The 25,031-nt window shown below is 62.2% G+C and carries 22 protein-coding genes and 1 pseudogene; 10 read left to right on the plus strand and 13 right to left on the minus strand.

The window, feature by feature from the left end:
- Window positions 1–33: 33 nt before the first annotated feature.
- Entirely contained in the window at window positions 34–1,443 is a 1,410-nt protein-coding gene (locus tag J0A91_RS10405; RefSeq protein WP_169833125.1) for an amidohydrolase family protein, read from the minus strand.
- Between the two features lie 155 nt (window positions 1,444–1,598).
- Here J0A91_RS10405 and J0A91_RS10410 point away from each other — a divergent pair, with 155 nt between their 5' ends.
- Entirely contained in the window at window positions 1,599–2,261 is a 663-nt protein-coding gene (locus tag J0A91_RS10410; protein ID WP_083224618.1) for a TetR/AcrR family transcriptional regulator, read from the plus strand.
- Between the two features lie 98 nt (window positions 2,262–2,359).
- Here J0A91_RS10410 and J0A91_RS25220 read toward each other — a convergent pair whose 3' ends face one another.
- Both J0A91_RS25220 and J0A91_RS10420 read right to left on the minus strand, forming a co-directional pair.
- Entirely contained in the window at window positions 2,360–2,731 is a 372-nt protein-coding gene (locus J0A91_RS25220; RefSeq protein WP_083224619.1) for a GFA family protein, read from the minus strand.
- Between the two features lie 70 nt (window positions 2,732–2,801).
- The gene (locus J0A91_RS10420; protein WP_169833126.1) at window positions 2,802–3,287 is read right to left on the minus strand and encodes a TonB-dependent receptor domain-containing protein; all 486 of its coding nucleotides are present in this window, start codon (window positions 3,285–3,287) and stop codon (window positions 2,802–2,804) included.
- 87 nt (window positions 3,288–3,374) lie between these two features.
- On the opposite strand from J0A91_RS10420, the gene J0A91_RS24840 reads away from it, so the two are divergent.
- Window positions 3,375–4,504 (plus strand): IS3 family transposase gene (locus tag J0A91_RS24840; protein WP_150126889.1). Its coding sequence is split into 2 segments (ribosomal slippage): window positions 3,375–3,636 and window positions 3,636–4,504, totalling 1,131 coding nucleotides; the frame shifts between segments, so codons are not numbered across the junction.
- Window positions 4,505–4,661: 157 nt separating this feature from the next.
- Here J0A91_RS24840 and J0A91_RS10430 read toward each other — a convergent pair.
- Window positions 4,662–6,344: pseudogene (locus J0A91_RS10430) on the minus strand (TonB-dependent receptor); the annotation flags it as partial.
- A 480-nt stretch (window positions 6,345–6,824) separates the two neighbouring features.
- Between J0A91_RS10430 and J0A91_RS10435 the strand changes: the two are divergent.
- Together J0A91_RS10435 and J0A91_RS10440 are read left to right on the plus strand one after the other, a co-directional pair.
- Window positions 6,825–7,730: a tyrosine-type recombinase/integrase gene (locus tag J0A91_RS10435; RefSeq protein ID WP_069204866.1), complete on the plus strand. Its 906-nt coding sequence runs from the start codon at window positions 6,825–6,827 to the stop codon at window positions 7,728–7,730.
- 4 nt (window positions 7,731–7,734) lie between these two features.
- Window positions 7,735–8,928, plus strand: a complete 1,194-nt coding sequence (locus tag J0A91_RS10440) for an IS91 family transposase (RefSeq protein WP_069204867.1) — start codon at window positions 7,735–7,737, stop codon at window positions 8,926–8,928.
- Between the two features lie 369 nt (window positions 8,929–9,297).
- On the opposite strand, the gene J0A91_RS10445 is transcribed toward J0A91_RS10440, so the two are convergent.
- Both J0A91_RS10445 and J0A91_RS10450 read right to left on the minus strand, forming a co-directional pair.
- Complete coding sequence (locus tag J0A91_RS10445; protein ID WP_069204868.1) at window positions 9,298–10,134, minus strand: aldo/keto reductase; 837 nt, start codon at window positions 10,132–10,134, stop codon at window positions 9,298–9,300.
- Entirely contained in the window at window positions 10,131–11,006 is an 876-nt protein-coding gene (locus tag J0A91_RS10450; RefSeq protein ID WP_069204869.1) for an NmrA family NAD(P)-binding protein, read from the minus strand. The genes J0A91_RS10445 and J0A91_RS10450 overlap by 4 nt, the downstream gene beginning before the upstream one ends.
- 135 nt (window positions 11,007–11,141) lie before the next feature.
- On the opposite strand from J0A91_RS10450, the gene J0A91_RS10455 reads away from it, so the two are divergent.
- The 6 genes from J0A91_RS10455 (at window position 11,142) to J0A91_RS10480 (ending at window position 15,325) form a co-directional block, all read left to right on the plus strand.
- Window positions 11,142–12,050 carry a LysR family transcriptional regulator gene (locus tag J0A91_RS10455; protein ID WP_069204870.1) on the plus strand — a complete coding sequence of 303 codons (909 nt, stop codon included), beginning with the start codon at window positions 11,142–11,144 and terminating at the stop codon, window positions 12,048–12,050.
- A 418-nt stretch (window positions 12,051–12,468) separates the two neighbouring features.
- Window positions 12,469–13,446, plus strand: a complete 978-nt coding sequence (locus J0A91_RS10460; RefSeq protein ID WP_069204871.1) for an alpha/beta fold hydrolase — start codon at window positions 12,469–12,471, stop codon at window positions 13,444–13,446.
- A 53-nt stretch (window positions 13,447–13,499) separates the two neighbouring features.
- Window positions 13,500–14,222: an alpha/beta hydrolase gene (locus J0A91_RS10465; RefSeq protein WP_069204872.1), complete on the plus strand. Its 723-nt coding sequence runs from the start codon at window positions 13,500–13,502 to the stop codon at window positions 14,220–14,222.
- A 25-nt stretch (window positions 14,223–14,247) separates the two neighbouring features.
- Window positions 14,248–14,475, plus strand: a complete 228-nt coding sequence (locus tag J0A91_RS10470; RefSeq protein ID WP_069204873.1) for a hypothetical protein — start codon at window positions 14,248–14,250, stop codon at window positions 14,473–14,475.
- Window positions 14,476–14,533: 58 nt separating this feature from the next.
- A complete protein-coding gene (locus tag J0A91_RS10475) occupies window positions 14,534–15,181 on the plus strand; it encodes a pyridoxamine 5'-phosphate oxidase family protein (protein WP_069204874.1) in 648 nt (215 codons plus the stop codon).
- A 3-nt stretch (window positions 15,182–15,184) separates the two neighbouring features.
- Window positions 15,185–15,325, plus strand: coding sequence for a XapX domain-containing protein (locus tag J0A91_RS10480; protein ID WP_150126890.1), 141 nt, complete (start codon window positions 15,185–15,187; stop codon window positions 15,323–15,325).
- Window positions 15,326–15,343: 18 nt separating this feature from the next.
- Here the strand turns inward: J0A91_RS10480 and J0A91_RS10485 are convergent, their stop codons facing one another.
- The 7 genes from J0A91_RS10485 to J0A91_RS10515 form a co-directional block, all read right to left on the minus strand.
- Window positions 15,344–18,064 (minus strand): ATP-binding protein, encoded by a 2,721-nt coding sequence (locus J0A91_RS10485; protein WP_240502258.1) that lies wholly within the window; start codon window positions 18,062–18,064, stop codon window positions 15,344–15,346.
- A gap of 275 nt (window positions 18,065–18,339) precedes the next feature.
- Entirely contained in the window at window positions 18,340–20,784 is a 2,445-nt protein-coding gene (gene trbE, locus J0A91_RS10490; protein WP_069204875.1) for a conjugal transfer protein TrbE, read from the minus strand.
- Window positions 20,778–21,062: a VirB3 family type IV secretion system protein gene (locus J0A91_RS10495; protein WP_069204876.1), complete on the minus strand. Its 285-nt coding sequence runs from the start codon at window positions 21,060–21,062 to the stop codon at window positions 20,778–20,780. Before J0A91_RS10495 ends, trbE begins: the two co-directional genes overlap by 7 nt.
- On the minus strand, window positions 21,059–21,394 hold the full coding sequence (locus tag J0A91_RS10500) for a TrbC/VirB2 family type IV secretion system protein (RefSeq protein ID WP_069207216.1): 336 nt from the start codon (window positions 21,392–21,394) through the stop codon (window positions 21,059–21,061). The genes J0A91_RS10495 and J0A91_RS10500 overlap by 4 nt, the downstream gene beginning before the upstream one ends.
- 2 nt (window positions 21,395–21,396) lie before the next feature.
- Window positions 21,397–22,386, minus strand: a complete 990-nt coding sequence (gene trbB / locus J0A91_RS10505) for a P-type conjugative transfer ATPase TrbB (RefSeq protein WP_069204877.1) — start codon at window positions 22,384–22,386, stop codon at window positions 21,397–21,399.
- On the minus strand, window positions 22,383–22,787 hold the full coding sequence (locus J0A91_RS10510) for a CopG family transcriptional regulator (protein ID WP_069204878.1): 405 nt from the start codon (window positions 22,785–22,787) through the stop codon (window positions 22,383–22,385). The genes trbB and J0A91_RS10510 overlap by 4 nt, the downstream gene beginning before the upstream one ends.
- 1 nt (window position 22,788) lies before the next feature.
- Window positions 22,789–24,846 (minus strand): conjugal transfer protein TraG, encoded by a 2,058-nt coding sequence (locus J0A91_RS10515; RefSeq protein ID WP_069204879.1) that lies wholly within the window; start codon window positions 24,844–24,846, stop codon window positions 22,789–22,791.
- Between the last annotated feature and the right edge of the window lie 185 nt (window positions 24,847–25,031).

Below are 25,031 nucleotides of genomic sequence, written 5' to 3' on the forward strand. Positions count from 1 at the left end.
TCTGAGCGGACAGCTAAATTCGAAGACCGACAGTCAGTGGGGCGCGGCGAAAAAGCCATCCACTACGCCTTTGGCGATAGCCGGATCGACTGCGCGAGCGGAACTGATGATCCGATGTGCAGAAGTCTGCAAGCGCCGGGCGATCGATGGCCAATCAACATCAACGAGCACGCCATCACGTTTCACAACGCGACCATCGACCATGACCATCTCGACGTCTTCAGCCTTGGCATTGTACACAGTCGCTGCAACAGCATCGGTCGCGGGCACCATTCCAATGGTGTCGGTGCGGATCAAAATCAGATCGGCTTTCTTACCTTTTTCGACCGTCCCAATCCGGTCGGAAAGGTTGATCGCTTCCGCACCACCCAACGTCGCCATCCGAAGTACCTCTTGCGTAGTCGCGCCCACTGCTCGGGGCGCCTCGCGCCGCGCTTCAAGCAGCGCATGGGCTTGAGCTCGCGCCGATTGGAGCATCATGCGCATCTGGGTAAAAAGATCGCCGGAATAGTTGGACACGATATCCACGCCGAGCGACACGTTCACGCCTGCTGCGCGCGCCCGCATGGCGACCGGGTATCCCATTCCCATCTGCATTTCCGTTTCTGGCGTACTGCTGATGCCAGCGCCTGCATCGGCAATCATGCCGAGTTCCGCATCAGTCAGGCTGGCGCCATGAACGAACAAGAAACGCTGGTCGAGAAGTCCAGCTTCATGCAATTGGCGCACAAACTGGCGTCCTTGATCATATGCGCCCATCGCCACATGACAGGATACGACATGCGCGTCGATTTCGCGCGCAAAGCTCACGTCGATAGCGCTCGTCGCGAAGGGGGTCGATTCCGGCTCGTTGGGCGCAAGGCCGAGCAGTATTCTGCCGTCGCTGGATGAGAGCGTGCCAGCGCGCAGTCGTCGCGCATCGGCGTAGCGCCAAGCCATATCGGGATCGATGATGAAAGGAGAGTGAGACGTGGGATTGGCGAAAAGGCCGTAGCAGAACACCCCACGAGTTCCTGAATCTCGAAGCCCCCTTATTGCCTCATCGCTATGCTCCGGCGAGTTGAGGATATGGCAGTGATCCACCATGGTGGTCACGCCCGCGTTCAGCGCCTCAAGAGCCCCAACATAATTACCAAGATAAACATCGTCAGGGTTATAGAACGAGGAGTAGGTCATCCGCATATGGACGAGATAGTCGTACAGGGACCAGTCACCTGCCGCCGTCCGGAGCTGCGTTTGCCAGACGTGCCTGTGAGTATCAACGAACCCAGGCAGCAAAATACCGCCCTTTGCCTCGATAACCTCAGCCCCGTCCGGCACGGAGCACTGACCCACGCTAGCGATCGACCCGTCGGCGATCAGGACATCGCCACGAAATTCTCGATCGCCATCCACCATCGTCAGGATCCGTGCGTCACGGATAACCGTGTGCGTCTTGGCCATCATCATCCTCGTCTCACAACCGGCCAGTTTGCCGGTTACAGACGATCCCATTTTCTCGCCTATATCGCAACATGTTTTTCATATCATGATATGCTAGACATGTTGCAGCGGGATTGTGGCTTGCTGCCAATGGTCGGAAGGGGCAATTCGCCAGAATGACGAAAGCAGACCCAAAACCCATTCGCTTGATGGAGCGCAAGCGCAGCCTTGCACGCGAAGTAATACTGGATGCGGCTGAAAAGCTGCTCAGATCCAACTCCCCGCCTGACTTTTCAATGCGAGCGCTGTGCGACGAAGCTGGCGTGAGTTTCACGACCCCGTTCAACTATTTTGGCAATAAAAATGGCATCATCCAGGCTCTCGCTGAAAGGCTGATGACGGAGATTGGCGATCTATACAGGGACGTCGCACAACCGACCGACGCCATAGATCGTCTCTTCGTGATGTGCGACACCGCAGCGGATGTCTGGATGAAGCGTTCCGCTGTGAATCGCTTTATCGGATCTGCTTTGATGGCGGTCGAAGAAGGTGAACACCGTGGCAAGATGCTGGCGCGCAGTCGCAGCCTCTGGGAAGAAGCCATGCTCGATCTGGAGGGTATCACACCAGACTTACGTGATAGGGCGGCGCGCATTCTGCCTTTGCACTGCGCCATTGCTTTCCGAGGCGTGATGATGCTCTGGATCGGTGAGGAAATTGGGGATTCAAGCTTTTCCGGTTTGCTCAAAGCTCAAGTAGCTACCCTAATGTTGGGCTTCGTTCCAAATGACCGACATAAAGCACTGTGGCAACTGATCGACGCCGCAAAGGCGCCGTGATGCCCGATCGCTTGTGCTGATATTCTGCATTCAGAACTCATGCCGTTAGTTCACGAAGGCGCAACGGATCTGACTGAGCACAAAGAGGGGAAAAGATCTTATCTTCGAATGCTATCATACATGGCGCCGGTCTCCGGAGGCTGCTCTTGAAACGACGGTAGGTTGTGATCGATCGTCACCCATGATGGGGCGCTCGCAGTCCACATGGCAAACGCTGGCTGGAATAGCGATGGATTATCCAGCGTACCTGCCAAGATCGCATTAGCGCCTGGATTTTTTTCCAGCCGACCGATCAGTGGTGTGCCGCACTCAACACAAAAACCACGCTGTACTTTGTTACCGCACGCGCTTTGACCGTCGTACCACCGCACAGTACCTGTAAAATCCAGTGTCTCGCTGAGCACAGCAATAACCGGAGCATGTGACGTTCCGGTCGAATGCTGGCAATCCCGGCAATAGCAAAGCCCCATGAATAATGGTTAAGGGAACGCATAGCGAACCGCTCCACAGCGGCAACCGCCCGTGAAACCTTTGCTCACTTCAGGCGAAGCGACTTTGGTCATATGATTGCGCTCGAAATGCTTCGGCATATCCCTCACATTTGAAACCGAGCGTGACACCATAGGTCCGCGGCGGTTGCAAGCTCGTGTTGGACGCGCCCGTCGGGTTGGTGAGGACAACGCTCGTCACTGCCACATTGCCGAGGTTCTTTCCGAAGGCCTCGACATAGTAGCGCCCATTATCAATTTCGAACCGGGCAACGGCGTTGAAGCTCGTGTATGCGCGCTGCTTGGCGATATTATCGGGCTCGAAATAATAGGATCCACTGTGCAGCACCGTTCCACTCAAGACCAGTTGATCGGCACCGGTCGGAATTCGGTACGTGCCATTCAGGCTGAATGTCGTCTTTGGTGCATAGGGCAAGCGGTTACCTGAAGCATCACCGTCGCGAAGCGGAACACCGCCGCCTCGGGTGGCAAATGGCGCTACGGGAAAGTCGCGGAACTTTGCGTCGAGCAGCGTCACCGAGAGGTGGCTCGGAGAAACTGCACAGCGGGATAAGTGGATTATCGGCCTGAAGGCAGCCAGAATGGCTGACGCACAGGAGGCATGATGAGCAAGCGACCGCGACGGAATCACAGTCCGGCATTCAAGGCGAAGGTGGCGTTGGCCGCGGTGAAGGGCGAGAAGACGCTGGCGGAGTTGGCACAGCAGTTCGACGTCCATCCCAATCTGATCAACCAATGGCGGGCGAAGCTGCTGGAGAGCGCGGCGGACGTGTTCGGCTCGGAGCAGGCTCCGGCCGAGCCCGCAGTCGATGTGACGGTGTTGCATGCGAAGATTGGCGAGCTGACGCTGGCGAACGATTTTTTGTCCGGTGCGCTCGGAAAAGCCGGACTGTTGCCGAGCGCAAAGCGATGATCGACCGTTCTCACGATCTGCCGGTCTCACAGCAGGCGCGGCAGCTCGGCATCAGTCGCGGCAGCATCTATTATCTGCCTCGTGCGGTATCGTCCGCCGATCTCGCGACGATGCGCCGGATCGACGAACTGCACATGGCGTACCCGTTTGCCGGCAGCAGGATGCTTCGGGATTTGCTCGGCGGCGAAGGCGTGAAGGTCGGGCGGTTGCACGTCGCGACGCTCATGAAGAAGATGGGCATTACGGCGATCTACCGCCGACCCAGCACCTCGAAACCGGCGCCGGGACACCGGATTTACCCGTATCTGCTCCGCAAGCTGGCGGTTACGCGGCCGAACCAGGTCTGGGCGACCGACATCACCTACGTCCCAATGGCGCGCGGCTTCGTCTACCTTGTCGCCATCGTCGATTGGTTCAGCAGACGGGTGTTGGCATGGCGCGTGTCGATCACGCTGGCGACCGACTTCTGCGTCGAGGCATTGGAGGAAGCGCTGACGCGCTTCGGAAAACCCGAGATATTCAACACCGATCAGGGAAGCCAATTTACCAGCACCGAGTTCACGAGCGTACTTCAGCGGGAGAAGATCGCTATCAGCATGGATGGCAAAGGCTGCTGGCGCGACAACGTCTTCGTGGAGCGCCTTTGGCGGTCGGTGAAATACGAGGAGGTGTATCTCCACGCCTACGCGTCGGTGCCCGAAGCTCGCACCGGTATCGGTCGATATTTCGGCTTCTACAATGCCGTGAGGCCGCACTCGAGCCTTGGCTGCAGGACGCCCAACCAGATATACTACAACCAGCCGCTTCTCGCAGCGGCATGATCAACCGGCCGGCGATCCACTTAACGAGCCCGCGAGGCTGTACAGACAAACCGAGCCACCTCTCCGATCCGGTAACATCAAGAACCGAGTTGACCTTTATCACGGCGTCAGCATCAAGACCGTAAATTCGCGCCCGCGCCCCGTTTATAACACCGACACCGGTCGCTTCTGCACGAATGACCTGGATGTCCTTGTAATCATAATAAAAAACCGACGAATTCAGCCTGACCCTGCGATCGAACAGCTCTACCTTCTCCCCGAGTTCGTAAGCCGTGATCTTCTCCGGGCCATAAGCAGGATCGTTAGGCGTGGTCACATTGTACCCGCCACTTTTGAACCCGGTGTTTACCGACGCGTAGAGCAGAACGGTGCTGCTCGGCTTGAATTCAACAGCCCCTCTAAATGTAGGACGATTGAAGCGGCGCTCCGCAGTGATCGTTGGCCCCACCGGCACGGTTGGCGTGCCAGGGACCAGGAGGACAGCGGCAGTATTGGATTCCAGGGAACGCTTTTCGCTTGTGTAGCGCGCGCCTCCGGTCAGGCTGAGTGTGTCTGTGATTGGCAGAGTCACTTGCGCGAAGCCTGCAAGAGAGTCCGTCGTCTGGTGTCCGAATATACGTATCGTGCCGACGGGAAACGACGGATTGAACAGCGGATTATCACTGAATCCCACGTCATTGGGGTTGATACTCGCCTTGCTCCAGTAATAGAACGCGCCCGCCAACCAGCGCAAACCGGAAGGATCTCCCCCGCTCAACTGAAGCTCGTTGCTGAATTGTTGATCGCGCTGAAGAATTCTGACGCTGGTGATCGGCAGTGGCCCACCATCATAGTCGAACAGACTGTCAAAGTTGACGTTGCGATAAGCTGTCAGGTTAGAGATGTTAACCGAGCCAACATCGAACTCTGATTTAACGCTTACGCCATAGGATCGAGATTCCAGCAAAGGCTGCACGTTGGTATTTGTATCCCAACGCCGCGGATAAACGACGGGGGCTGGGTTGCCGACACCTCGGAAACCATTAAATATGCCCGTGGCATTATCCGAACCCTCATGCACATTGTAGTCGCCGATCAAAGTAAATTTAGCGGCTCCCGGCGTGAACACAGTTTTAGAACGCAAGGCAATGTCATGTTTTACGCCAAAAACATCGGTCCCATTTGCGAGATTGGTGCCCCATCCGTCGCGGCGGTTGAACGACAACGCAAAATCCGTCGCCAAAACGGCGGAAACCGGTCCGCCCGCGTAAAGAGCAGCGTTGACCGTGTTGAAATTGCCGTATGAGATATTGCCGCGTGTTTTGAATGTCTGCCCTGGATCTTCGGTTACGACCTGCACCAGACCACCCGTGGCATTGCGCCCGAAAAGCGTGCCCTGCGGCCCTTTGAGAACTTCAATGCGCGCAATATTGTTGAAGCCGATCAGACCAACATTTTGCGTTCCATAGTAAACACCATCGACGTAGAGCGCGACAGGATTCTCTATGCCCGGCCCGTTGGCAACAGTCCCTATGCCGCGTAGGTGCAAAATGAGAATGCCAACACCCTGATCGGCCGACAATCCGGGAATAGCCGTTTTGATATCCGCCAGCCCGGTAATTGCGGCATTCTGCAGCCCCTCAGAGCTGACGGATGAAACGGCCACTGGAACACGCTGCATGCTCTCGGAGCGCTTCTGCGCTGTCACGATGATGTCGGTGAGGGACGTTTCTGTTGACGGCGACGCCTGCACGCTAGCTTGTGCATCCGCTTTGGCTGGAATGATGGCCACGGCGAGTGCGCCGACCGACAACGTATTGGCCAACAAGCGTTTTGCTTTCAACATGCCCATCCCCTTCATCGAAGCCACTCTCGCTGGTGGCAATTCACTACCAAGGGGATACCTCCCCTATTATCATATCGCAACATGTATTTTAGATCATGATACGAATTAGTTTGTCTCCGGTGGCGGAGACAGGCAATGAAAACGCGGGATGGGGCGGGGCACGGCGTTGCTCCGGATCTACTCTGGGCAAAGCGGCTGGCGAAATTCGGTCCCAAGCTGACGGTCGCCTGCCTTCCAAACTTCAATTGCTCGCGCCTGAGTTACCAATGTTTGAGGTCCGTCTGTTACTGCCAGAAGCCGTCGTCGGCAGGAGCTCTCGGGAGCGGCAGAAAAGTCCCCACGACTCCGGGTTCGCTTCCGACAGCAGTCGACCAGAGCACGAACCCGCTCCGCGGGAGGGTCGCTTGGGATGACGTAGCGTAGTATTTGTGAGGCTTTCGGCGAGGCGGCGTCGCCCGCCGACTGTGGAGTTCCTTCAACGGAGAGGAACTTACCATGGATGCTATCACGACCGCTGCTCCGCCCCATTCGCTGCGTGAGCGGATGTTGCAGGACATGACGATGCGTGGCTTCGGGGCGCACACACAGAAGGACTATATCCGGCATGTTCGGAGCTTCGCCGCGTTCCTGGGCCGTCCGCCGGATACGGCCACAATGGAAGACCTGCGGCGTTATCAGGTCGACCAGCACGAGCGCGCCGTGGGGCCGGCCACGATCAATGGGGGCGTTTCGGCACTGCGGTTCCTGTTCGGGATAACCCTCAAGCGCCCGGAGATGGCGCTGGGGCTCGTCGTTGTTCGCTGCATGCCCAAGCTGCGTGTGGTCTTGAGCGTCGAGGAGACAGCGCGGCTGCTCGAGGCTGCGCCAGGCATCAAATACAAAGCGGCCCTCAGCGTGGCCTATGGCGCGGGCCTGCGGGTCTCGGAGGTTGCCCATCTCAAGGTCGATGACATCGACAGCACCCGGATGATGATCCGCGTCGAGCAGGGCAAGGGACGCAAGGACCGCAACGCCATGCTCTCACCGCATTTGCTGGACTTGCTCCGTCAATGGTGGCGCGAAGGCAAGCGGCGCGGTGTGATGTTACCCCATGGCTGGCTGTTCCCCGGTCGCAATGGCACGGATCCGATCTCGGCCCGCCAGTTGCACCGCGTCGTGCAGGAAGCGGCCGAGCGCGCCGAGATCCACAAGCGGGTAAGCCCGCACACATTGCGGCATTCGTTTGCCACTCACCTGCTCGAGCAGGGTGTCGATATCCGGGTCATCCAAGTCCTGCTGGGACACGTGAACATCAACACGACCGGCATCTACACCCAGGTCTCGAGCAAGACGATGCGGGCGGTGGCCAGCCCGCTCGACCAGATCGTGGCCGTGATGGAAGGCAGGGCCCCTCCCGGTTGAACCGGTGCGCGCCTCAATCGAGGTCGCCGATATCTTCCGCAGCGCCGGGCCCGCCTATCGGGCGGCCCATGCCGGGCATCTCAGCCTCGGCCAGCTCAAGGTCATGACGGCCATCGAGAACTGCCGCACCGCCGCGCTGGGCGGTCACGTCGAGGCCTGCGACGACTGTGGGCACTGGCGTATCGCCTACAACTCCTGCCGCAACCGGCATTGTCCCAAATGTCAGGGCGCCGCCGCGCGCACCTGGCTGGCCGCGCGCGAGGCCGATCTATTACCGGTTGGCTACTTCCATGTCGTCTTCACGCTGCCCGCCGAGATCGCCGACATCGCGTGGCAGAACAAGGCGGTGGTCTATGACCTGCTCTTCCGCGCTGCTGCGGATACGATGCTGACCATCGCCGCCGATCCCAAGCACCTTGGTGCGCGGATCGGCATCACTGCTGTCTTGCACACCTGGGGATCGGCGCTGACTCACCACCCACATGTGCACATGATCGTGCCCGGCGGCGGCATCGCGCTCGATGGCACGCGCTGGATCTCGTCGCGCCCGGCCTTCCTGTTACCAGTGCGCGTGCTGGGTGCGTTGTTCCGCCGGCTGTTCCTCACACGCTTGCTGGCGTTGTTCGACGCCGGCAAGCTGGCCTTCTTCAACGCCTTGGCAGGCCTGGCCTCGCGTAAGACCTTCCTGCGGCATCTGTCGCCCATCCGTAAGAAGCGCTGGGTGGTCTATGCCAAACCACCCTTCGCCGGGCCGCAGGCGGTGCTGGCCTATCTCTCGCGCTACACGCACCGCGTTGCCATCTCGAACCGGCGGCTCATCGGCTTCGACGAGGCCGGCGTGACGTTCCGCTACAAGGACTATCGCCGCCCTGCTGCTGAACGCCAGCAGGTCATGACGCTGGCGAGCGGCGAGTTCGTCCGCCGCTTCCTGATCCACGTTCTGCCGCGCGGCTTCCACCGCATCCGGCATTACGGCCTGCTCGCCAGTTCGACCCACAAGGACACCGTGGCGCTGGCCCGCAGGCTGCTGGGCGTTGCTGTACCGGTCGAGGAGCCCGAACCCGACGAACCTCCCGACCATCGCCCGCCATGCCCATGTTGCGGCGGGCACATGACCATCATCGAGGCCTTCGCCCGCTGGTGCCAGCCCCGCGCGCCGCCATCATCGGCATCGCCAATCCGGGGGAATGCGCCATGATCCGGCATGGCTCAGGCTGCACGACGGTCGCGCCCACGGCGTCCTGGCCGATGACCCAGTGCATGCCCATTCCGCAATCCAGCCCAGCGCAGCACGCACCGACCAGCAAAACCACCACCGTCCGCACTCTGACGCCGCACAAAGTCACGTTGATCCGGCCAGAACCGACACTTCCGGATCGGCATCGCTTACCCGTCAGAACCACCCAAAAGCCGCTTTACCCATAGACCAGCGCGTGGGGCCCGCGGGTTCCTGCACTGGAGGCTTTCGTACGCAAGCGCCCGAAACCCTTCACAAGTTTGGACGTATCACGGCCGGTCAGGCAAAGGCCGCTTCGGACGAAAGCCGTCTTTCGTGCCAAAGCGCGCATCATTGGACTATCGGCGTATCCCAGCGGGGTGCGAACGGCGGGTTCACCAGCCGCTTTTGCTTGGGCAGGGATGCGATCACCTCGCGATCTTCGTCATCGAGAGCTAGGGAGTAGGCCTCAAGATTGGCGCGCTGGCTGATGACCCGGCCGGCTTTGGGAATCGCGACGACACCTTCCTGGTCGAAGAGCCAGGCAAGTGCGACCTGCGCTGCTGAAACGCCATGCTTCGAACCGATCCGCGCGAGTTCGTCGCTTTCTGCAGCCTGACCTTGGGCGAGCGGGCAATAGGCGATCAGCGGGATTGCCCTCGACCGCAGATAGCCAAGCATCGGCTTCTGATCGAGAAAGACGTGATACTCGATCTGATTGCACGCGATCGGCGCACCAACCTCCTCAATCGCCTGACGCAGCATCGGCAAGGTAAAGTTGGCGGCACCTATCGCGCGGGTCTTACCCTCTTCCCGCGTTCGAATCAGCGCGGACAGCGTCGTCGGCAGATCCATGTCTTTGGCAGGCCAATGGATAAGATACAGATCGACATGGTCCAGCCCGAGTCGCTGAAGGCTTCCGTCAAGCGCGCGCGGGAGGGCGTCTGGCGCGAGATGGTCATGCCAGACCTTGGTCGTGACGTGCAGATCGCTCCGTGCGATGGCCGATGCGGCGATGGCGGCGCCGACGACCTCCTCGTTGCCGTACATTTCGGCGGTATCGATATGGCGATAGCCCAGCGCCAGGGCGTTCTCGACCGCTGCCTGGCAGGCTGCACCCTGCATGCGGAATGTCCCGAGGCCAAGCCGAGGCAGCGAAATGCCGAGTGTTTCGAGTGGCGCGATCATTTCGCCGATCCTTGGCGCGCCACCAATTCGGCGATGACGGTATCGGTGTCGATACTGCCCTTGCGGAGCGCCGCGCTGTCCTCGGCGAAATCGATCCAGCCTTCGTTGAAGCCATCGAGCATCCGGATGCGGGGATAGGGGTTGGTCGCACCTTGTCTGCGGAACATCGCCTCCCAGGTGTCGCGAGGCACGATTTCCGCCCGCACCGGTCGTGCCAGCGCCTTGGCGAAAGCGGCGGCGAGATCGTTGGGCGATACACGCCGTGGGCCTTCCAGTTCGACGACCCGGTTGCCGGCCCAATCCTCCTGGATGAGCGTTGCTGCCAGCGCGCCAATGTCCTTGGTCGCGACCATCGCAAACGGCTTGTCGAGCGGCATCAGGAAACTGCGAATGACGCCCTCGTCGCGTGCCGACGCCACGTCCCAGAGCGCATTCTCGATGAACCAGCCGGGCCGTAGAAATGTGACTGGTATCGGCAGAGAGCTCAGGGCCTGCTCGATCAACGTCCGTTGGGTCAGCAGATTGTCCTGCACGGCATCCGCGCCGATCGTGGACAGGCAGAGTATCTTTGCCGGGCGGGCCGCGATCAAGGCCGTGACGATCGCTTCAATCGTCTCGCGTGCCTGGGTGTAGCCGGGCACCGGATCGAACTCGGACGGCGGCAGGATGAACACCGCCTCAGCCCCGGCGAAGGCCGTGCTGAGCGCCGCCGCGTCGTTCATGTCCGCGAGCGCGACATCGCAACCCCGTGCCGCCCACAAAGCGCCCTTGCCCGCGTCGCGGACGACGGCGCGTACGGGCAGGCTCTGTTCCAGCAACGCACTGCCGAGTGCGCCGCCAACCTGACCGGTGATCCCAGTGATTGCGTACATGATGATTTCCTCGCGTATCGTCTGGTACAGCCACGCCGGGCTGCGTCAGCGACCCCGTTACGCTCCTGTCGGCGATGCCCTGCGCGCATAATTATCACTTCTATAGTGACATGGAATCACCGTAGGGACGAGCCTATGAGCTTCGATACGCGAATCTTGACCGGAGTCGGCGTGCTGGCTGCGGTAGCGGAAACGGGTAATTTCGCGCGCGCCGCAGACGTGCTGGGACTGACGCCGTCGGGTGTCAGTCGCGCTATCGCGCGGCTCGAGGTGCGTATCGGCATCCGGCTCTTCGATCGTTCGCCGCGGGCCGTTACGCTTACGGATGAAGGACGGCGGTTCCACGCCCAGATCATGCCCCTGCTGGCATCGATAGAGGAGGCCGCAACCGACGCTGCCGGCGCTGCCGCGACGGTGAGCGGCAAGTTGCGGATCAACGTCGATCCCTGGTTCGCGCGGATGGTGCTTGCCCCGCGGCTGCCGGCGTTTCTCGCTCGCTATCCACAGGTGTCGATCGACCTGCTTGTCAGCAACCACCGCGAGGACAAGATGGCTGGCGTCGATGTCGCGGTCCGGTTTGGGCCGGCCGACGGCGGATCGCTCATCGTCCGCAAGCTGCTCGACACACGCGTACTGACTTGCGCAGCGCCAACCTATCTCGGTCGGTACGGCACACCGCAGAGCCCGCACGATCTGCTGCACCACGAAGCGCTCCTGTTCCGGGATCCGCAGACCGGCCGACCGTTCGAATGGGAGTTCTCAAAGGATGGTCAGGCGATCGACGTCGATGTACGCGGTCGAATGACGACCGACGACCCAACGACCGCGATTGAGGCCTGTGCTGCGGGCCATGGCATATTCCAGAGTCTTGCGCTCGGCCTCGATGCCTGGCTGCGACGCGGTGAGCTCGTGCAAATCCTGTCCGAATGGTCGACCGAGCGATACCCGCTCTACGCCTATCTTCCCTCTCGCCGCCTTCCGCCGGCAAAGGTCCGCGTATTTCTCGACTTCATCGTCGAGGCCGTAGCCGCGTCCGCGCCCTAACAACCTTCATCGGTGTATTGCGTTCTTTCTGACGAATTCTTTGCCTGAAACCGCGCGTCCGACTTGGCTGAAAACCGATAATTTCGAAGGGGATTGGCGATCGCCAGTAAATTCCATGTCCATTGCATCAGGGCGATCGGCGACAGTCGACCAGATCACGTCATTCGCTGGATCGCCGCCGATGTCCGGGTGTGATGAGAATCGCCGTCACCTCTAGCCAAGCAAGAGCGGCCCGCGATTCAGGTCGCAAAAAGGTTTAGTCTGTTAGCAGCGGCGCGTAATCTCCAGATGAAACAGTTGCTTATCCTCTGATTTCCAGAAATTTACCCCTATTTATCCCTGCCCCCAGCGGAGCCGGTGATAGCCCTTCGGCCACGGCGCTGATGTCCCTCGGCACCATGTTCGAAAGGCAAGGATCATGATAAATCGACACCTCATCAGTGCGCTGGCCATCCTCGCAGCGGCGACCCCGATTGCCGCCCATGCGCAATGCGCTTCGAGCACTTCGGCGCAGACCGCGCCGGCGGTGCCTGTCATCCACTACAAGAACACCACGATCGATGGCGTGAAAGTCTTCTACCGCGAAGCCGGACCGGTCGATGGACCCGTACTCCTGCTGCTGCATGGCTTCCCGACGTCGTCGCACATGTTCCGCAACCTGATGCCGCTGCTTGCGGATCGCTACCGAGTGATTGCGCCCGATTATCCTGGCTATGGCCAGAGCGACGCGCCGGACCATACCAAATTCGCGTACACCTTCGCCAATCAGGCCGACATCATCGACAAGCTTGTGACGAGGCTGGGCGCCCAACGTTACGCGATGTACGTCATGGATTACGGTGCCCCTATCGGATACCGCTTGGCGCTCAAGCATCCAGAACGCGTCAGCGGTTTGATCGTGCAAAACGGCAACGCGTACGACGAGGGCCTGCAGTCCCCATTCTGGGATCCCATCAAGGTTTACTGGCGTGATCGTTCGCAGAACAACCGGGACGCACTAAATGGTCTGGTCACGCTTGAGATCACAAAGTTCCAGTACACCGACGGGATGGGCGATGTCGCGCGCATCAGCCCGGACAACTGGGTGCAGGATCAGGCGCTGCTTGATCGCCCCGGCAATCGAGACGTCCAACTTGACATGCTCGGCGACTACGGCTCGAACGTCCCCCTCTACCCGCAATTCCAGGCGTTCTTCCGCAACCACCGGCCACCGACGCTGATCGTCTGGGGCAAGAACGACAAAATCTTCCCCGAAGCCGGCGCGCCTCCCTATCTGCGCGACTTGCCTGAGGCCGAGATGCACATCCTCGACAGCGGTCATTTCGCACTCGAGGACAAGCTTGACGTGATGGCCCCGCTGATCCGCAATTTCCTCGACCGCAAGGTCTGCAAGTGACCCCCAGTGTCCGGAGCCACCGCGCTCCGGACCTCTCCAGAAGGAAACGTCCCATGAATAGTTCTGAAACGGGCGGCCAGGCTTCCGGTTCGCCGACCCCGTCGATCGTCCTTGTTCACGGCGCCTTCGTCGATGCATCGGGCTGGCAGCACGTCTATACCGATCTCACAGCGCGCGGGTTCGAGGTACTGGTCACCCAGCATCCGACGCAGTCGCTCGATGGCGACGTTGCAGTGGTCGAGCAAGCCATCGCCGCGGCCCGCGGGCCTGTCGTGCTGGTCGGCCACAGCTATGGCGGCGCGATCATCACTGCCGCAGGAATCGGCCCCAAGGTCGCTGCACTGGCCTATGTCGCTGCTTTCGCTCCCGACGTGGGGGAATCCATCGCTATGCTGACGGCAGGGCCACTGGAAGACGGCGAAATCCCGGCGCCGGTCATACCCGCATCGGAAGGGTTCCTGATCGTCGATCCCGCCGGGTTTCCCCAAGCCTTCGCCGCCGAAGTCGATGCGCAGATCACCCGGTTCATGGCCGCCGCGCAGCTGCCCTGGGGTCTCCAGGCCATCGGCACCCCTCTGACGGAGGCCGCCTGGAAATCGAAGCCTTCGACGTATTTGCTCGCCACCGAAGACCGGATGATCCCGCCGCGCGCCCAGCGGCAAATGGCCCGGCGCGCCGGCGCTCCGATCACCGAGGTGGATGCGAGCCACGCCGTAATGCTCTCGCAGCCGACGAAGGTCGCGGACTTCATCGCCGCCGCCGCCGCGACGGTCTGAGAGGAGGGCGCCGATGCGGTGATCGATGCCTCGGGCGATCCGAGCGAGATGGCATCGCGTACCTCTTGCCCGGTTCGTCCAGGGCGGCGTCATCCCGACCACGACCGACGCCCTGCCGTCCGAACTGCTCCGCACCTGGGCCCGCCCCGAGGCGGCCGAACTCGGCGTGTTCTACGCCCTGGTGGCGCCCGACTATGCCGCCGTAGCGGAAAGCTATGTGCGCGCGCAGCAGGCGGCTCAGCCGTCGAACTGATCGCGTGACCGGCGAAGATCGCCGGGCGAACGCGACTGATAGAAAGCGAGACACGCAAATGCCCTATGGTTTCATGGACATCGCTATCACTCCCAGCGTTCGCCGCGCGCAAGCCGACATGGGCGCCGACCATCTCTGGTCCGACTTCACGGGGCATCGCCAATTCGATCGCCTCGGCTCTCGGGAGCGAGAGTTCCTCGCCCGGCGCGACAGCTTTTATATGGCCTCGGTTTCCGAAACGAGCTGGCCGTATGTGCAGCACCGCGGCGGCCCTGCCGGCTTCCTCAAGGCGGTCGACGATCAGACTCTCGCCTTCGCCGACTATAGCGGAAACCGTCAGTACATCACCACCGGAAACGTTGCGGCGGATAACCGGATCTGCTTGTTCCTGGTGGACTATCCGCACCGGGCGCGGCTGAAAATCTATGCGACGGCGGAGACGATGGCGTTCGATGCAGATCCGGACCTCCTCGCGGTGGTTGCTGACCAGGCATACGGCGCCAAGATCGAACGGATCTTCCGCATCCACCTCAAGGCGTTCGACTGGAATTGTCCGCAGCACATCGTGCCGCGGTTCACCGAAGCCGAGATTGCTGCCGGTACGCAAACCCTGCGTGATCGCCTCATCGCGCTCGAAGCCGAAAATGCGGATATGCGCGCGCGCCTTACCGGAGGGGACATAAGCCCGCTCGGGCAAGGAAACTGACCCGTGAAACCCGATCTCGTTTCGCTCGGCAATGGTCTGCTGGCGGCCGTGATCTATGCCCTGCTGGGCGTCCGCGGCACTAGGCGCGAGCGTGCTGGCGGCGGACGTGCAGAGCTTCTAGGGGCGCTCGGCTGCGGCTGCTAAGCGTTCTGAAGTCGAACGCTAGTCCAAGCCGAGACCAAGTTCTGCGGTCGACGCTTTGATCCGGTGCATAAACGCAGTCGCGCCCATGGTCTGCGAACGGTGCAAGCCGCGGCGAAAGTATCGCTGAGCTCTGTCCGTCTGTCCGGTATGCGCGGCGATCAGCGCCCCGACACGCCATAACTCGGGGTGGGACCAACGTTCCTCCCTAGCGTCACGACAGTCGAGCAAAGGCTTCAGAGCACGAATTGCGCAATCAGGATCGCCAGCGCACAACCAAGCCTCAGCGAGGAGGCAACGGTAGAGGCTCGTCCGCAGACGCCACCCATTTGCCCACAGCGCCTCGATGCTGGCCGCCATCGTATCTAGTCCATTGCTGTTCCCCCGCGCCGCAGCAATTGCACCGGCGAAAAACAGCGCAGTTCCCTCGTAAATGCCAACGCTTTCACGCCGCGCCACTTCGGCCAACCTGCCCTGCAGGTCTTCGGCCCGGCCCAGGTCTCCATCCAGGAAGGCGGCGGGCAACCCCGCCAGGCAGATGGCGTTCCCGAGCGAGATCATGTGATTAAGGTTCTCCGCTCTCGCGATTGCGCGGTCGGACAGTTCGACCGAAAGCTCGCTGCGCCCCTGCAGCCAGGCCAAGAGCGACGAAGACAGGTTGATCGCGACGGGCAAATCGACCTGAAAGCGCGAGAGGCCCTGCTCGTCCCTTGCCTCTCCCCAAGATTGCCTCAAAAATTGCAGACGCGCATCCGCCGAGGCTAACCGTCCTACATAGATCTCATCGTGCGCAAGAAACCTCATTCCGCCCGGTGCCTTGCTCCACTCGACATCGGCAGACCTGGCGAAGTCCAGCATGCTGCGCAGCGCCGTCAGCGGCCGACCGGAATAGGCGAGGTAGACAGCCTCGCCGCAGACTGCCTGCAAGGCAAGATCGCCATCTCCCGCCGCGTTGGCAAATTGGATGCTTTCGCGCCACGCCTCACCCGTCTGCGGATGCACCTGACGGGCAAGCGTCATCCCCCAGGCTTGAGCCATGTGCATCCGGGCGCGGCTCAGCGGCGGCAGGTCGCCGCCGTTGCCAAACGCCAAGGCCTGCTCCAGTGCGGCGAGCAGTTCCTGGAAAGCCGACTGTTCCTGCCACAACGGCAGAGCGGCGACCACCAGGTCGACTCCCATGCGCGCGTTGCCCTGAGGATCGAAGGCCCAGCGTATAGCAGCGCGCAGGTCGTCCATCTGCTCGCCGTACCTGCCCAACCATTCGCGAGCTGTCAGAAACGACCATTCGCGCTCTGCCTCCTGCATGCGCGCCAACACGCGGGCCGCAAACAAACGCTTCGCCAAGTCGACCTGGGGTGATCCCAGCAGACGCTGCGACGCATAAACCCAAGTACTTTCGACGAGACGATAGCGCAGTGCGCCGGCGATGACATCCGCAGACACCAGGGACTTGGCGACAAGCTGGCCAAGCGCATCACGGCCGGTCATCGGATCGAGCAGTCCCGCAGCGTAGATGCTTTCCGCGTCCTCGGCGCTAAACCGGCCAGCGAACACCGACAAAAGCTCGAAGAGGACCGCTTCCTGCTCGGGCAGCAAGCGGTAGCTCCAGTCCAGGGCGGCTTCGAGCGTCTGGTGTCGCAGCGGAGCATCGCGCCGCCCGCGGTGCATCGCCGCGAACCCTTCTCTGAAAAGCTCTGTCAGAGCCTCGGCGCCGAAACTGCCTGCAGTTCCGGCCGCAAGTTCGATCGCCAATGCAAGTCCGTCGAGCCGGGCACAGATCGAAGCTACAGCTTGCACATAGCCAGGGTCCAAATCCGCATCGTCGCCTCTACCTGCCTTGGCGAGAAACAGACGTACAGCGGGGTACTGCAGAGCCTCCTCAGTAACGGTTATCGCGCCTGGATCGGGAAAACCGAGTTTCGCCAAGTGAACAACGTTTTCGTGGCGCGTGCGTAGTGGCTCGCGGGTCGTGGCGATAATCTGCGCCTCGGGCACCGCGTGAGAGATGCGCTCCAGCAAGGCTGCCGCCGTGGTAATCACATGCTCGCAGTTATCGATGATTAGGATCGGGCGCTCGGCGCGCAGCAGAGCGATGACACCGGCGATCGGGTCGTCGAGGCCAAGCGAAATGCCCAGCGCCGTTGCCATTGCCGGGATAACGAACTGGGAACTGTTCAAGGTCGAAAGATCGACGAAGGCGACGGGCTGGCCGGCGGCGCGGAAATGCTGCGCGGCGGCGACAGCGATCGAGGTCTTACCCGCGCCCCCTGGACCCACGACCGTCACATAGCCATTCTGCTGCATGCGCACCGCGATCTGGTGCAGAGCGTCGTCGCGGCCGTAAAGGTGCGGCGCGGTGGGCGGCGGTGTTAGGCGCAGTCCGCTAGATCCGGCTGGGGGCTTGGCGGGTGCTTCCTCGACATTGTTTAACGCCGCCACGAACTTGTAGCCTCGGCCTGCAATCGTCACGATATAGTCGGTTTCTGGATCGCAAGCCGCCAGTATGCGCCGCAGGTTGCCGATATTGACCTTCAAATTGTGCTCATGCACGAGGTAGCCGGGCCAGACATGCGCAAACAGCTCGGCTTTGTTGACCGTTTCACCTGCACGCCGCACCAGTAGCGTCAGGATGTCGAACGCCCGGCCACCCAGAGCGACGGCTTCACCGTGATGCAAGAGCGCCTGGCGGTCCGGGATCAACTCGAAGTTGCCGAACTGAAAGGATGTTCGTTCGGAGATCAAATGGTGTCGCCTTCGGTTCCGCACAGCGCGATCCCTGCTACGGCCTTTCGCGTTTGTAGCGTGGTGCACGCTCCGTTGCCAGCATTAGCACCATCCATAAATCATTGCCGTGCGTGGTATTTGCTTCGGACAGTTGCACCTGCAGCGTCGGCCAATCGGCAGCTTGGAGCTCGACAGCTGCCGTTTGGTTCAACACTGCAAAGGGTAGGTTTGTCCCAGTTATTGCCATTGGCACAACCTGTTCGACGCCCAACGTGGCCTCTCATGCGGTGATTTCATCGCCCGATGCTGGTTGTGTCACGCTCAAAACCAGCGAGAAGATCGGCGGCCCAATCGAGACCTGAGTCGATAAGATAGCGCTCGGCGAAATCCGCCCGACCGCCATCAGTGATCATCGCGTGGATCCGGTCTTGGCTGGCCGGATCGGAGGTACCGCAGAGCGCCAGCGCGATCGGCCCCAGCCTCAGGTCGAAGAGCCGGTTGCCGCGCGCGGACTGCAGATAATATTGCCGCTTCGGCGTCGCTCGGCTGACCAACTCGATTTGCCGGTCGTTCAGGCCGAACCGTTCATACGCCTCGCGGCTCTGCGGCTCGATTGCGCGGTCGTTGGGAAGCAATATGCGCTGAGGACAGCTTTCGATGATGGCCGGCGCGATGCTGCTCGATGCGATGTCCGCGAGGCTCTGGGTCGCGAACAGCACCGCCACATTCTTCTTGCGCAGCACCTTCAACCATTCGCGGATGCGCGCGGCGAACAGCGGATGGTCGAGGAAAATCCAGGCTTCGTCGAGCACGAGCAGGGTCGGCCGACCATCGAACCGCTCCTCCAACCGGTGGAATAGATAGGTCAGCACGGGCGCCACCACGCCGGTCTGGCCCATCAGCGCCTCGGTTTCAAAGCACTGGACATCGGCGAAGGCGAGATGCTGCTCGGCCGCGTCGAGCAGACGGCCGTAGGGACCGTCGAGCGTGTAGGCACTAAGCGCGGTGCGAAGCGCGTTCGACTGGAGCAGCAAGGTGAGCCCGGTCAGCGTTCGCTCCTCGGGCGGGGCGGAGGCGAGGCTGCCGAGCGCAGACCATACCGCGTCCTTGATCTCGGGCGTGACGATAACCTTTTCGTGTGCGAGTAGCGCACCGATCCACTCCGCTGCCCAACTCCGTTCTTTGGCATCGTCGATCCGCCGCAGGGGCTGGAACGCCAGCGTTTCGCCGGCATCCGCACCGAGGCCGAGCGCGTGGTGTGCGCCGCCCATCGCCAGCACGGCGGCGCGCGCCGAAAACCCCTTGTCGAAGATATAGACCTGGGAGCCGGCGTAGCGTCGGAATTGGAGAGCGATCAGCGCGAGCAGCACCGATTTGCCGGCGCCGGTCGGACCGACCACCAGCATGTGGCCGACATCGCCGACATGGGTCGACAGGCGGAACGGCGTAGATCCCGCCGTGCTGGCATGGAGCAGCGGCGGTCCATCGAGATGGGCGTTGCGCGCCGGTCCGGCCCAGACCGACCACAGCGGCATCAGATGTGCGAGATTGAGCGTGTGAACCAGCGGCTGACGGACATTCGCGTAGACCTGACCTGGCAGCGACGACAGCCATGCCTCGACCGCGTTCACGCCCTCGCGGATCGTCGTGAACCCCAGCCCGTTGACGATCCGCTCGACCTGCCGGACCTTGTCCTCGACCCTGCCGCGATCGATGTCAGTCACCGTGATCGTCGTGGTCAGGTGACCGAACGCGACATGGTCGCCGCCGAGCACCTGAAGCGCCATATCGGCATCGACCACCTTGTTGTCGGCGTCGCTGTCGAGCAGCTGCGAAGGTTGGTTGTACATGATCTCTCGCAGAAGTGCGGTGATCGACTTGCGCTTGTTGAACCATTGTCGCCGCAGCTTGGTCAGCGCCTTGGTCGCATCGCTCTTGTCGAGCGCGAGGAAGCGGGTGACCCATCGGTAGGCGAAATCCTCGTGGTTGAGCGCGTCGAGGATTCCAGGCCGGCTCATGCTGGGGAAGCCAAGCACCGTCAGCGTGCGAATGTGGCTGTCACCAAGCCGCGGCTCCAGCCCGCCGGTCAGCGGCGTGTCGACGAGCAGCGCGTCGAGATAAACCGGTGTCTCGGGGACCGCGACACGATGCGCTCGCTCGGAAATCGTATCGTGCAGGAACGTCAGTGTCTCGGAGTCGTCGAGCGCGCGTACCTCGGGCATGAAGCTCGCGAAGAGGTCCAGGGCGCGGTCGCTCTCGGCGATGAAACTGGACAGCGCCCTGCGCCAGTCGCGACCCTTGTCGGCATCGGGCCGCTCGACCAGCGAACGGCCGGCTGCCTCCGCGCTGTCCGGCGTCGGCAGCCAGGTCAGCGTCAAATGGTAGCGGCTCTCATAATGCTCGCCTTCTTCCAGGAAGGCGGCGCGGCGCTCCTGATCGACGAGCCATGATGCGGCGTCGGGGAAATGGCTGTCGGGATAGGCTGACGCCTCACGCCGCTCGGCATCGAAGAAGAGCGCCCAGCCGGTGCCGAACCGCTTGAGCACGTTGTTTGCCCGCGCGCAGGCCGAGATCAACTCGGCCTCGGTCGCGGATTCAAGATCGGGTCCGCGGAAGCGCAGCGTCCGCTGGAAGCTGCCGTCCTTGTTGAGGATGATGCCGGGCGCGACCAGCGCTGCCCAGGGAAGATGGTCCGCCAGCCGATCGGCTCGGTGGCGATATTCAGCGAGGTTCAGCACGCGAGATAGCCCTTCTGGCGGAGGTGGCGGATCAGCACGGGCACGAAGTCGGGGTCGCGCCGCGCGGCGAACACGGCGATGCTGTGTCCGGCGGCCCAGAGCACGAGGCCGGCCAGCCATTGCTGGAGGCCAAGACCGACCGCTGCGGCGATCGTCCCGTTGACGATGGCAATCCCGCGCGGCGCACCGCCGAGCAGAATCGGCGACCCGAGGCTCCCATGGATGGGAGCCTCGAAGCCTTCGAGATGCTGTCCGGTGCCGAGCGGGACCGGGGTCATGCGATCAGCGCCCCGCCACCGAAGCTGAAGAAGCTGAGGAAGAAGCTTGAGGCGGCGAACGCAATCGACAGGCCGAACACGATCTGGATGAGGCGCCGGAAGCCGCCGCTGCTCTCGCCGAATGCCAGCGTGAGTCCGGTGGTTATGATCACGATGACGGCGACGATCTTCGCGACCGGCCCCTGGACCGATTCCAGCACCTGCTGGAGTGGCTGCTCCCAGGGCATGCCCGATCCCGCCGCCTGCGCAGAATTGGCCAGGGCAACGCTCAGGCTGAGGGTGGCGCCGATGAGAAGGCGAGAACCGCGTGCGGGAATCTTGGTAAGCTGCATGGTCATTCTCCTTGGGGGTCGGCTGGGTTGAGGAGGTCGGCGAGCGCGTAGTTACCGGTGTCCGGATCGAACCCGGCGACGCGCGCTATCTGCGAGATGCGGCGCTGGAGGCCGCGCCCGGAGATGAAGACGATGATGTCGATTGCCTCGGCGATCAGCCGGCGCGGAACGGTGACTACCGCTTCCTGGACAAGGCCCTCGATCCGGTAGAGCGCGGATATCGCGCTATTGGCGTGCACCGTGGCGATGCCGCCGGGATGGCCGGTGTTCCAGGCCTTGAGCATGTCGAGTGCCTCAGGGCCGCGCACCTCGCCGACGATGATGCGATCGGGACGCAGGCGCAGCGTCGAGCGGACGAGATCGGCCATCGTGACGACGCCCGGTCGCGTGCGCAGCGCCACCGTGTCTGCGGCGGGGCTTTGCAGCTCACGCGTGTCCTCGATCAGGATGACGCGCTCATCGACCCATGCCATCTCCGCCAGAAGCGCGTTGGCGAGCGTCGTCTTTCCCGAGCTTGTGCCGCCGGCGACCAGAATGTTGTAGCGCTGCATCACGCACGCCTTCAGGCGATCGGCAGCGGCTTGGCCCATGATGCCGTCGGTCACATAGTCATCGAGGCTGTAGAGCCGCTCAGCAGGCTTCCGAATCGAGAAGCAGGGCGCGGTCGATACGGGCGGCAGCACCCCTTCGAACCGCTCGCCAGCGCGACCTTCGATGTGGGGCGGGAGCTCAGCCGATACGATTGGCGCATCGCCATGCACCTCGGCACGGGCATGCGATGCCACAAGCCGGATGATCCGCTCGACTTGAGCGGAATCCATGCGGACGGATGTGTCGGTACGGCCTTCGCCGAGCCGGTCGAAGCGGAGGGCGCCGTCCGGATTGACCATGATCTCAAGGACGCGAGGATCGGCCAGGGCCGCAGCGATCGCTGGCCCCATCGCCGTGCGCAGCATCGCGCGTCGACGGTCCGCGGAAGTCCCGCCGGTCATCGGCCTGGCTCCGCAGTGCCGATGGTCCTGCGCCCCGCGGCGATCTGCCGGCCGACCTGCGTGATGAAAGCTTCGAATCGTTTGGCGGCAAGCGCACGACCGGCATGATCGTTCTCGGCGAGCGGCGCGTGGATCGCCAGTTCGTAGCGGACGAACAGCGCCAGTGTTTCGATCTGGATGTGACCGTCGCGCTCGATCCGCCCGATCGCGGCGGTCAGGCGATCCAGGCGCATGCCGAACCGGTCCTCCAGCTCGGAGGCGCCGCGACGGTTGAGCCAGGCGGTGACGGCATCGGTCAGGATTGCCGATTTCGATGCGCCGGGTTTCGCGGCAAGCGCCTCGAGACGGTCGCTGACCGGCTTGGGCAGGAAAAGCTGGTGGCGGATCTTCTCGGGGCTCATTTCAGAAATCCAGCTGTAGGTCGTCGGGCCGATGCCCGTTCGAACCGTCGGCGCCCGCATCGATCGTGTAGACCACTCGGGCAGCGCCTAAGGCCCGCGCCTGGTCCATGGCTCGGCTGTCGGCGGCTAGGTCGCTATCGTCATCGCCAAAGCCGAGCGGGTCGTCAGCGGTGGGTTCAGGTGATGCCGGTCGACCGATTTCCTGTCCGGGATGCCGAGCTTGTTCCAGACCACCGCTGACATCGTCACCGTCGCTGTCGCTGTCGATCCCAGCGTTGAGGCGCGCATCGACGCTGCGTGTGATCGCGGCCCAGTCGTCCGCGCGTGCGGGTGGTCGATCGGCATAATCACCGTCCGCGAGTACCGGCGACGACAACACCCGTGTCTTGAAATTGCTGTCTTCAAAATAGCGCAGCTTGGTGGCGCGGATCGGCGGCGTACCGGCGACGAGTACCAACTCGTCGGTGCTGGCAAGCTGCATGACCTCGCCGGGTGTCAGCAAGGCGCGGGCGGTCTCCTGCCGGCTGACCATGACATGCGCGAGCCACGGCGCGAGCCGGTGGCCGGCATAGTTGCGCATCGCGCGCTGTTCGGTAGCGGTGCCGAGCGCGTCGGAAATGCGCTTCGCCGTGCGTTCGTCGTTGGTCGCAAACGCGACGCGGACATGGCAGTTGTCGAGGATGGCGTTGTGCTCGCCGTAAGCTTTCTCGATCTGGTTGAGGCTCTGCGCGATCAGGAATGCGCGCACACCATAGCCGGCGAGAAAGGCGAGGCTGGTCTCGAAGAAATCCAGGCGACCGAGCGCCGGAAATTCATCGAGCATCATGAGCAGCTTGTGACGGGAAGGGGGCTTGGCACCGTTTTCGGCATGAAGCTGCTCGGTGAGCCGCCGACCGATCTGGTTGAGCACGAGCCGGATCAGCGGCTTGGTGCGGCTGATGTCGGAGGGGGGCACGACCAGATAGAGCGAGACCGGCGACTTGCCCTCGACCAGATCGGCGATGCGCCAGTCGCAGCGTGAGGTCACGGTCGCGACCGTGGGGTCGCGGTAGAGACCGAGGAACGACATCGCCGTGGAGAGCACGCCAGAGCGTTCATTTTCGGACTTGTTGAGCACTTCACGCGCCGCGGAGGCGACGACGGGATGAACCACCGGCGCCTCAGGTGTCCCAAGATGGTTAGTGGTCATCATCAGCTTGAGCGTAGCGGCGAATGGCCGTTGCGGATCCGACAGGAACGACGCCACGCGGGCGAGGGTTTTGTCCTCCTCAGCGTAGAGGATGTGGAGGATCGCGCCGACGAGCAGCGAGTGGCTGGTTTTCTCCCAGTGATTGCGCACCGTCAGCGCGCCTTCGGGATCGACCAGGATGTCGGCGATGTTCTGGACGTCGCGGACTTCGTTGGTGCCGCGGCGAACTTCGAGCAACGGATTGTAGCGCGCCGAGCGGGCATCGGTCGGATTGAAAAGCAGGCAGTGCGAGAAGCGCTGGCGCCAGCCGGCGGTCAGTTGCCAGTTCTCACCCTTGATGTCGTGGATGACGGCTGACCCCGACCAGCCAAGCAGCGTAGGCACGACCAGGCCGACGCCCTTGCCGCTGCGGGTTGGCGCGAACGCCATGATGTGTTCGGGACCGTCATGACGGAGATAGCGCGGGCCAACGCGCCCGAGGAATACGCCGGATTCGGTGAGCAGCCCGGCCCGGCGGAGGTCGCGCGGTTCGGCCCAACGTGCCGAGCCATAAGTGGTGAGATTGTTGCGCTGGCGCGCACGCCACAGCGACCCGAAGATCGCAGCGGCGCATCCGACCAGACCGCTCGTAGCGGCGATCGCACCTGCCTCCTCGAACACCGTCGGGGCGTAGGCATCGAACGAAAACAACCAGCCGAACAGGGCCCAGGGCACATAGACTGGATGGTCGAACGCTACGAACCACGGTCGGCCGAGTTCGGGCTGATAGGCGAGGTGCGCAGCAGCCCATTGTGTGGCGAACCAGACGCCCGCCAACACGATGGCGAGCACGACAAGGATTTGTCCGATGAGCAGTTTGGTCGGGGTCATACGTGCCTCCGCCCGCACGAGAATCAGCCTGTGCGGGTTCGACCGCTAATTTCGATCAAATTCATTTTCGATGTCAGGATCTCTCTGGTGACTCGGTGGGCCGATCCAGGGACGGCTGATCGCGTTCCCTTGTGACGTGCAGGTAACCATTGCGTTTTCGGCATCGAACGCTGACCTGAAGCGGA

This window comes from Sphingomonas panacis (assembly GCF_001717955.1).
GTDB lineage: Bacteria > Pseudomonadota > Alphaproteobacteria > Sphingomonadales > Sphingomonadaceae > Sphingomonas > Sphingomonas panacis.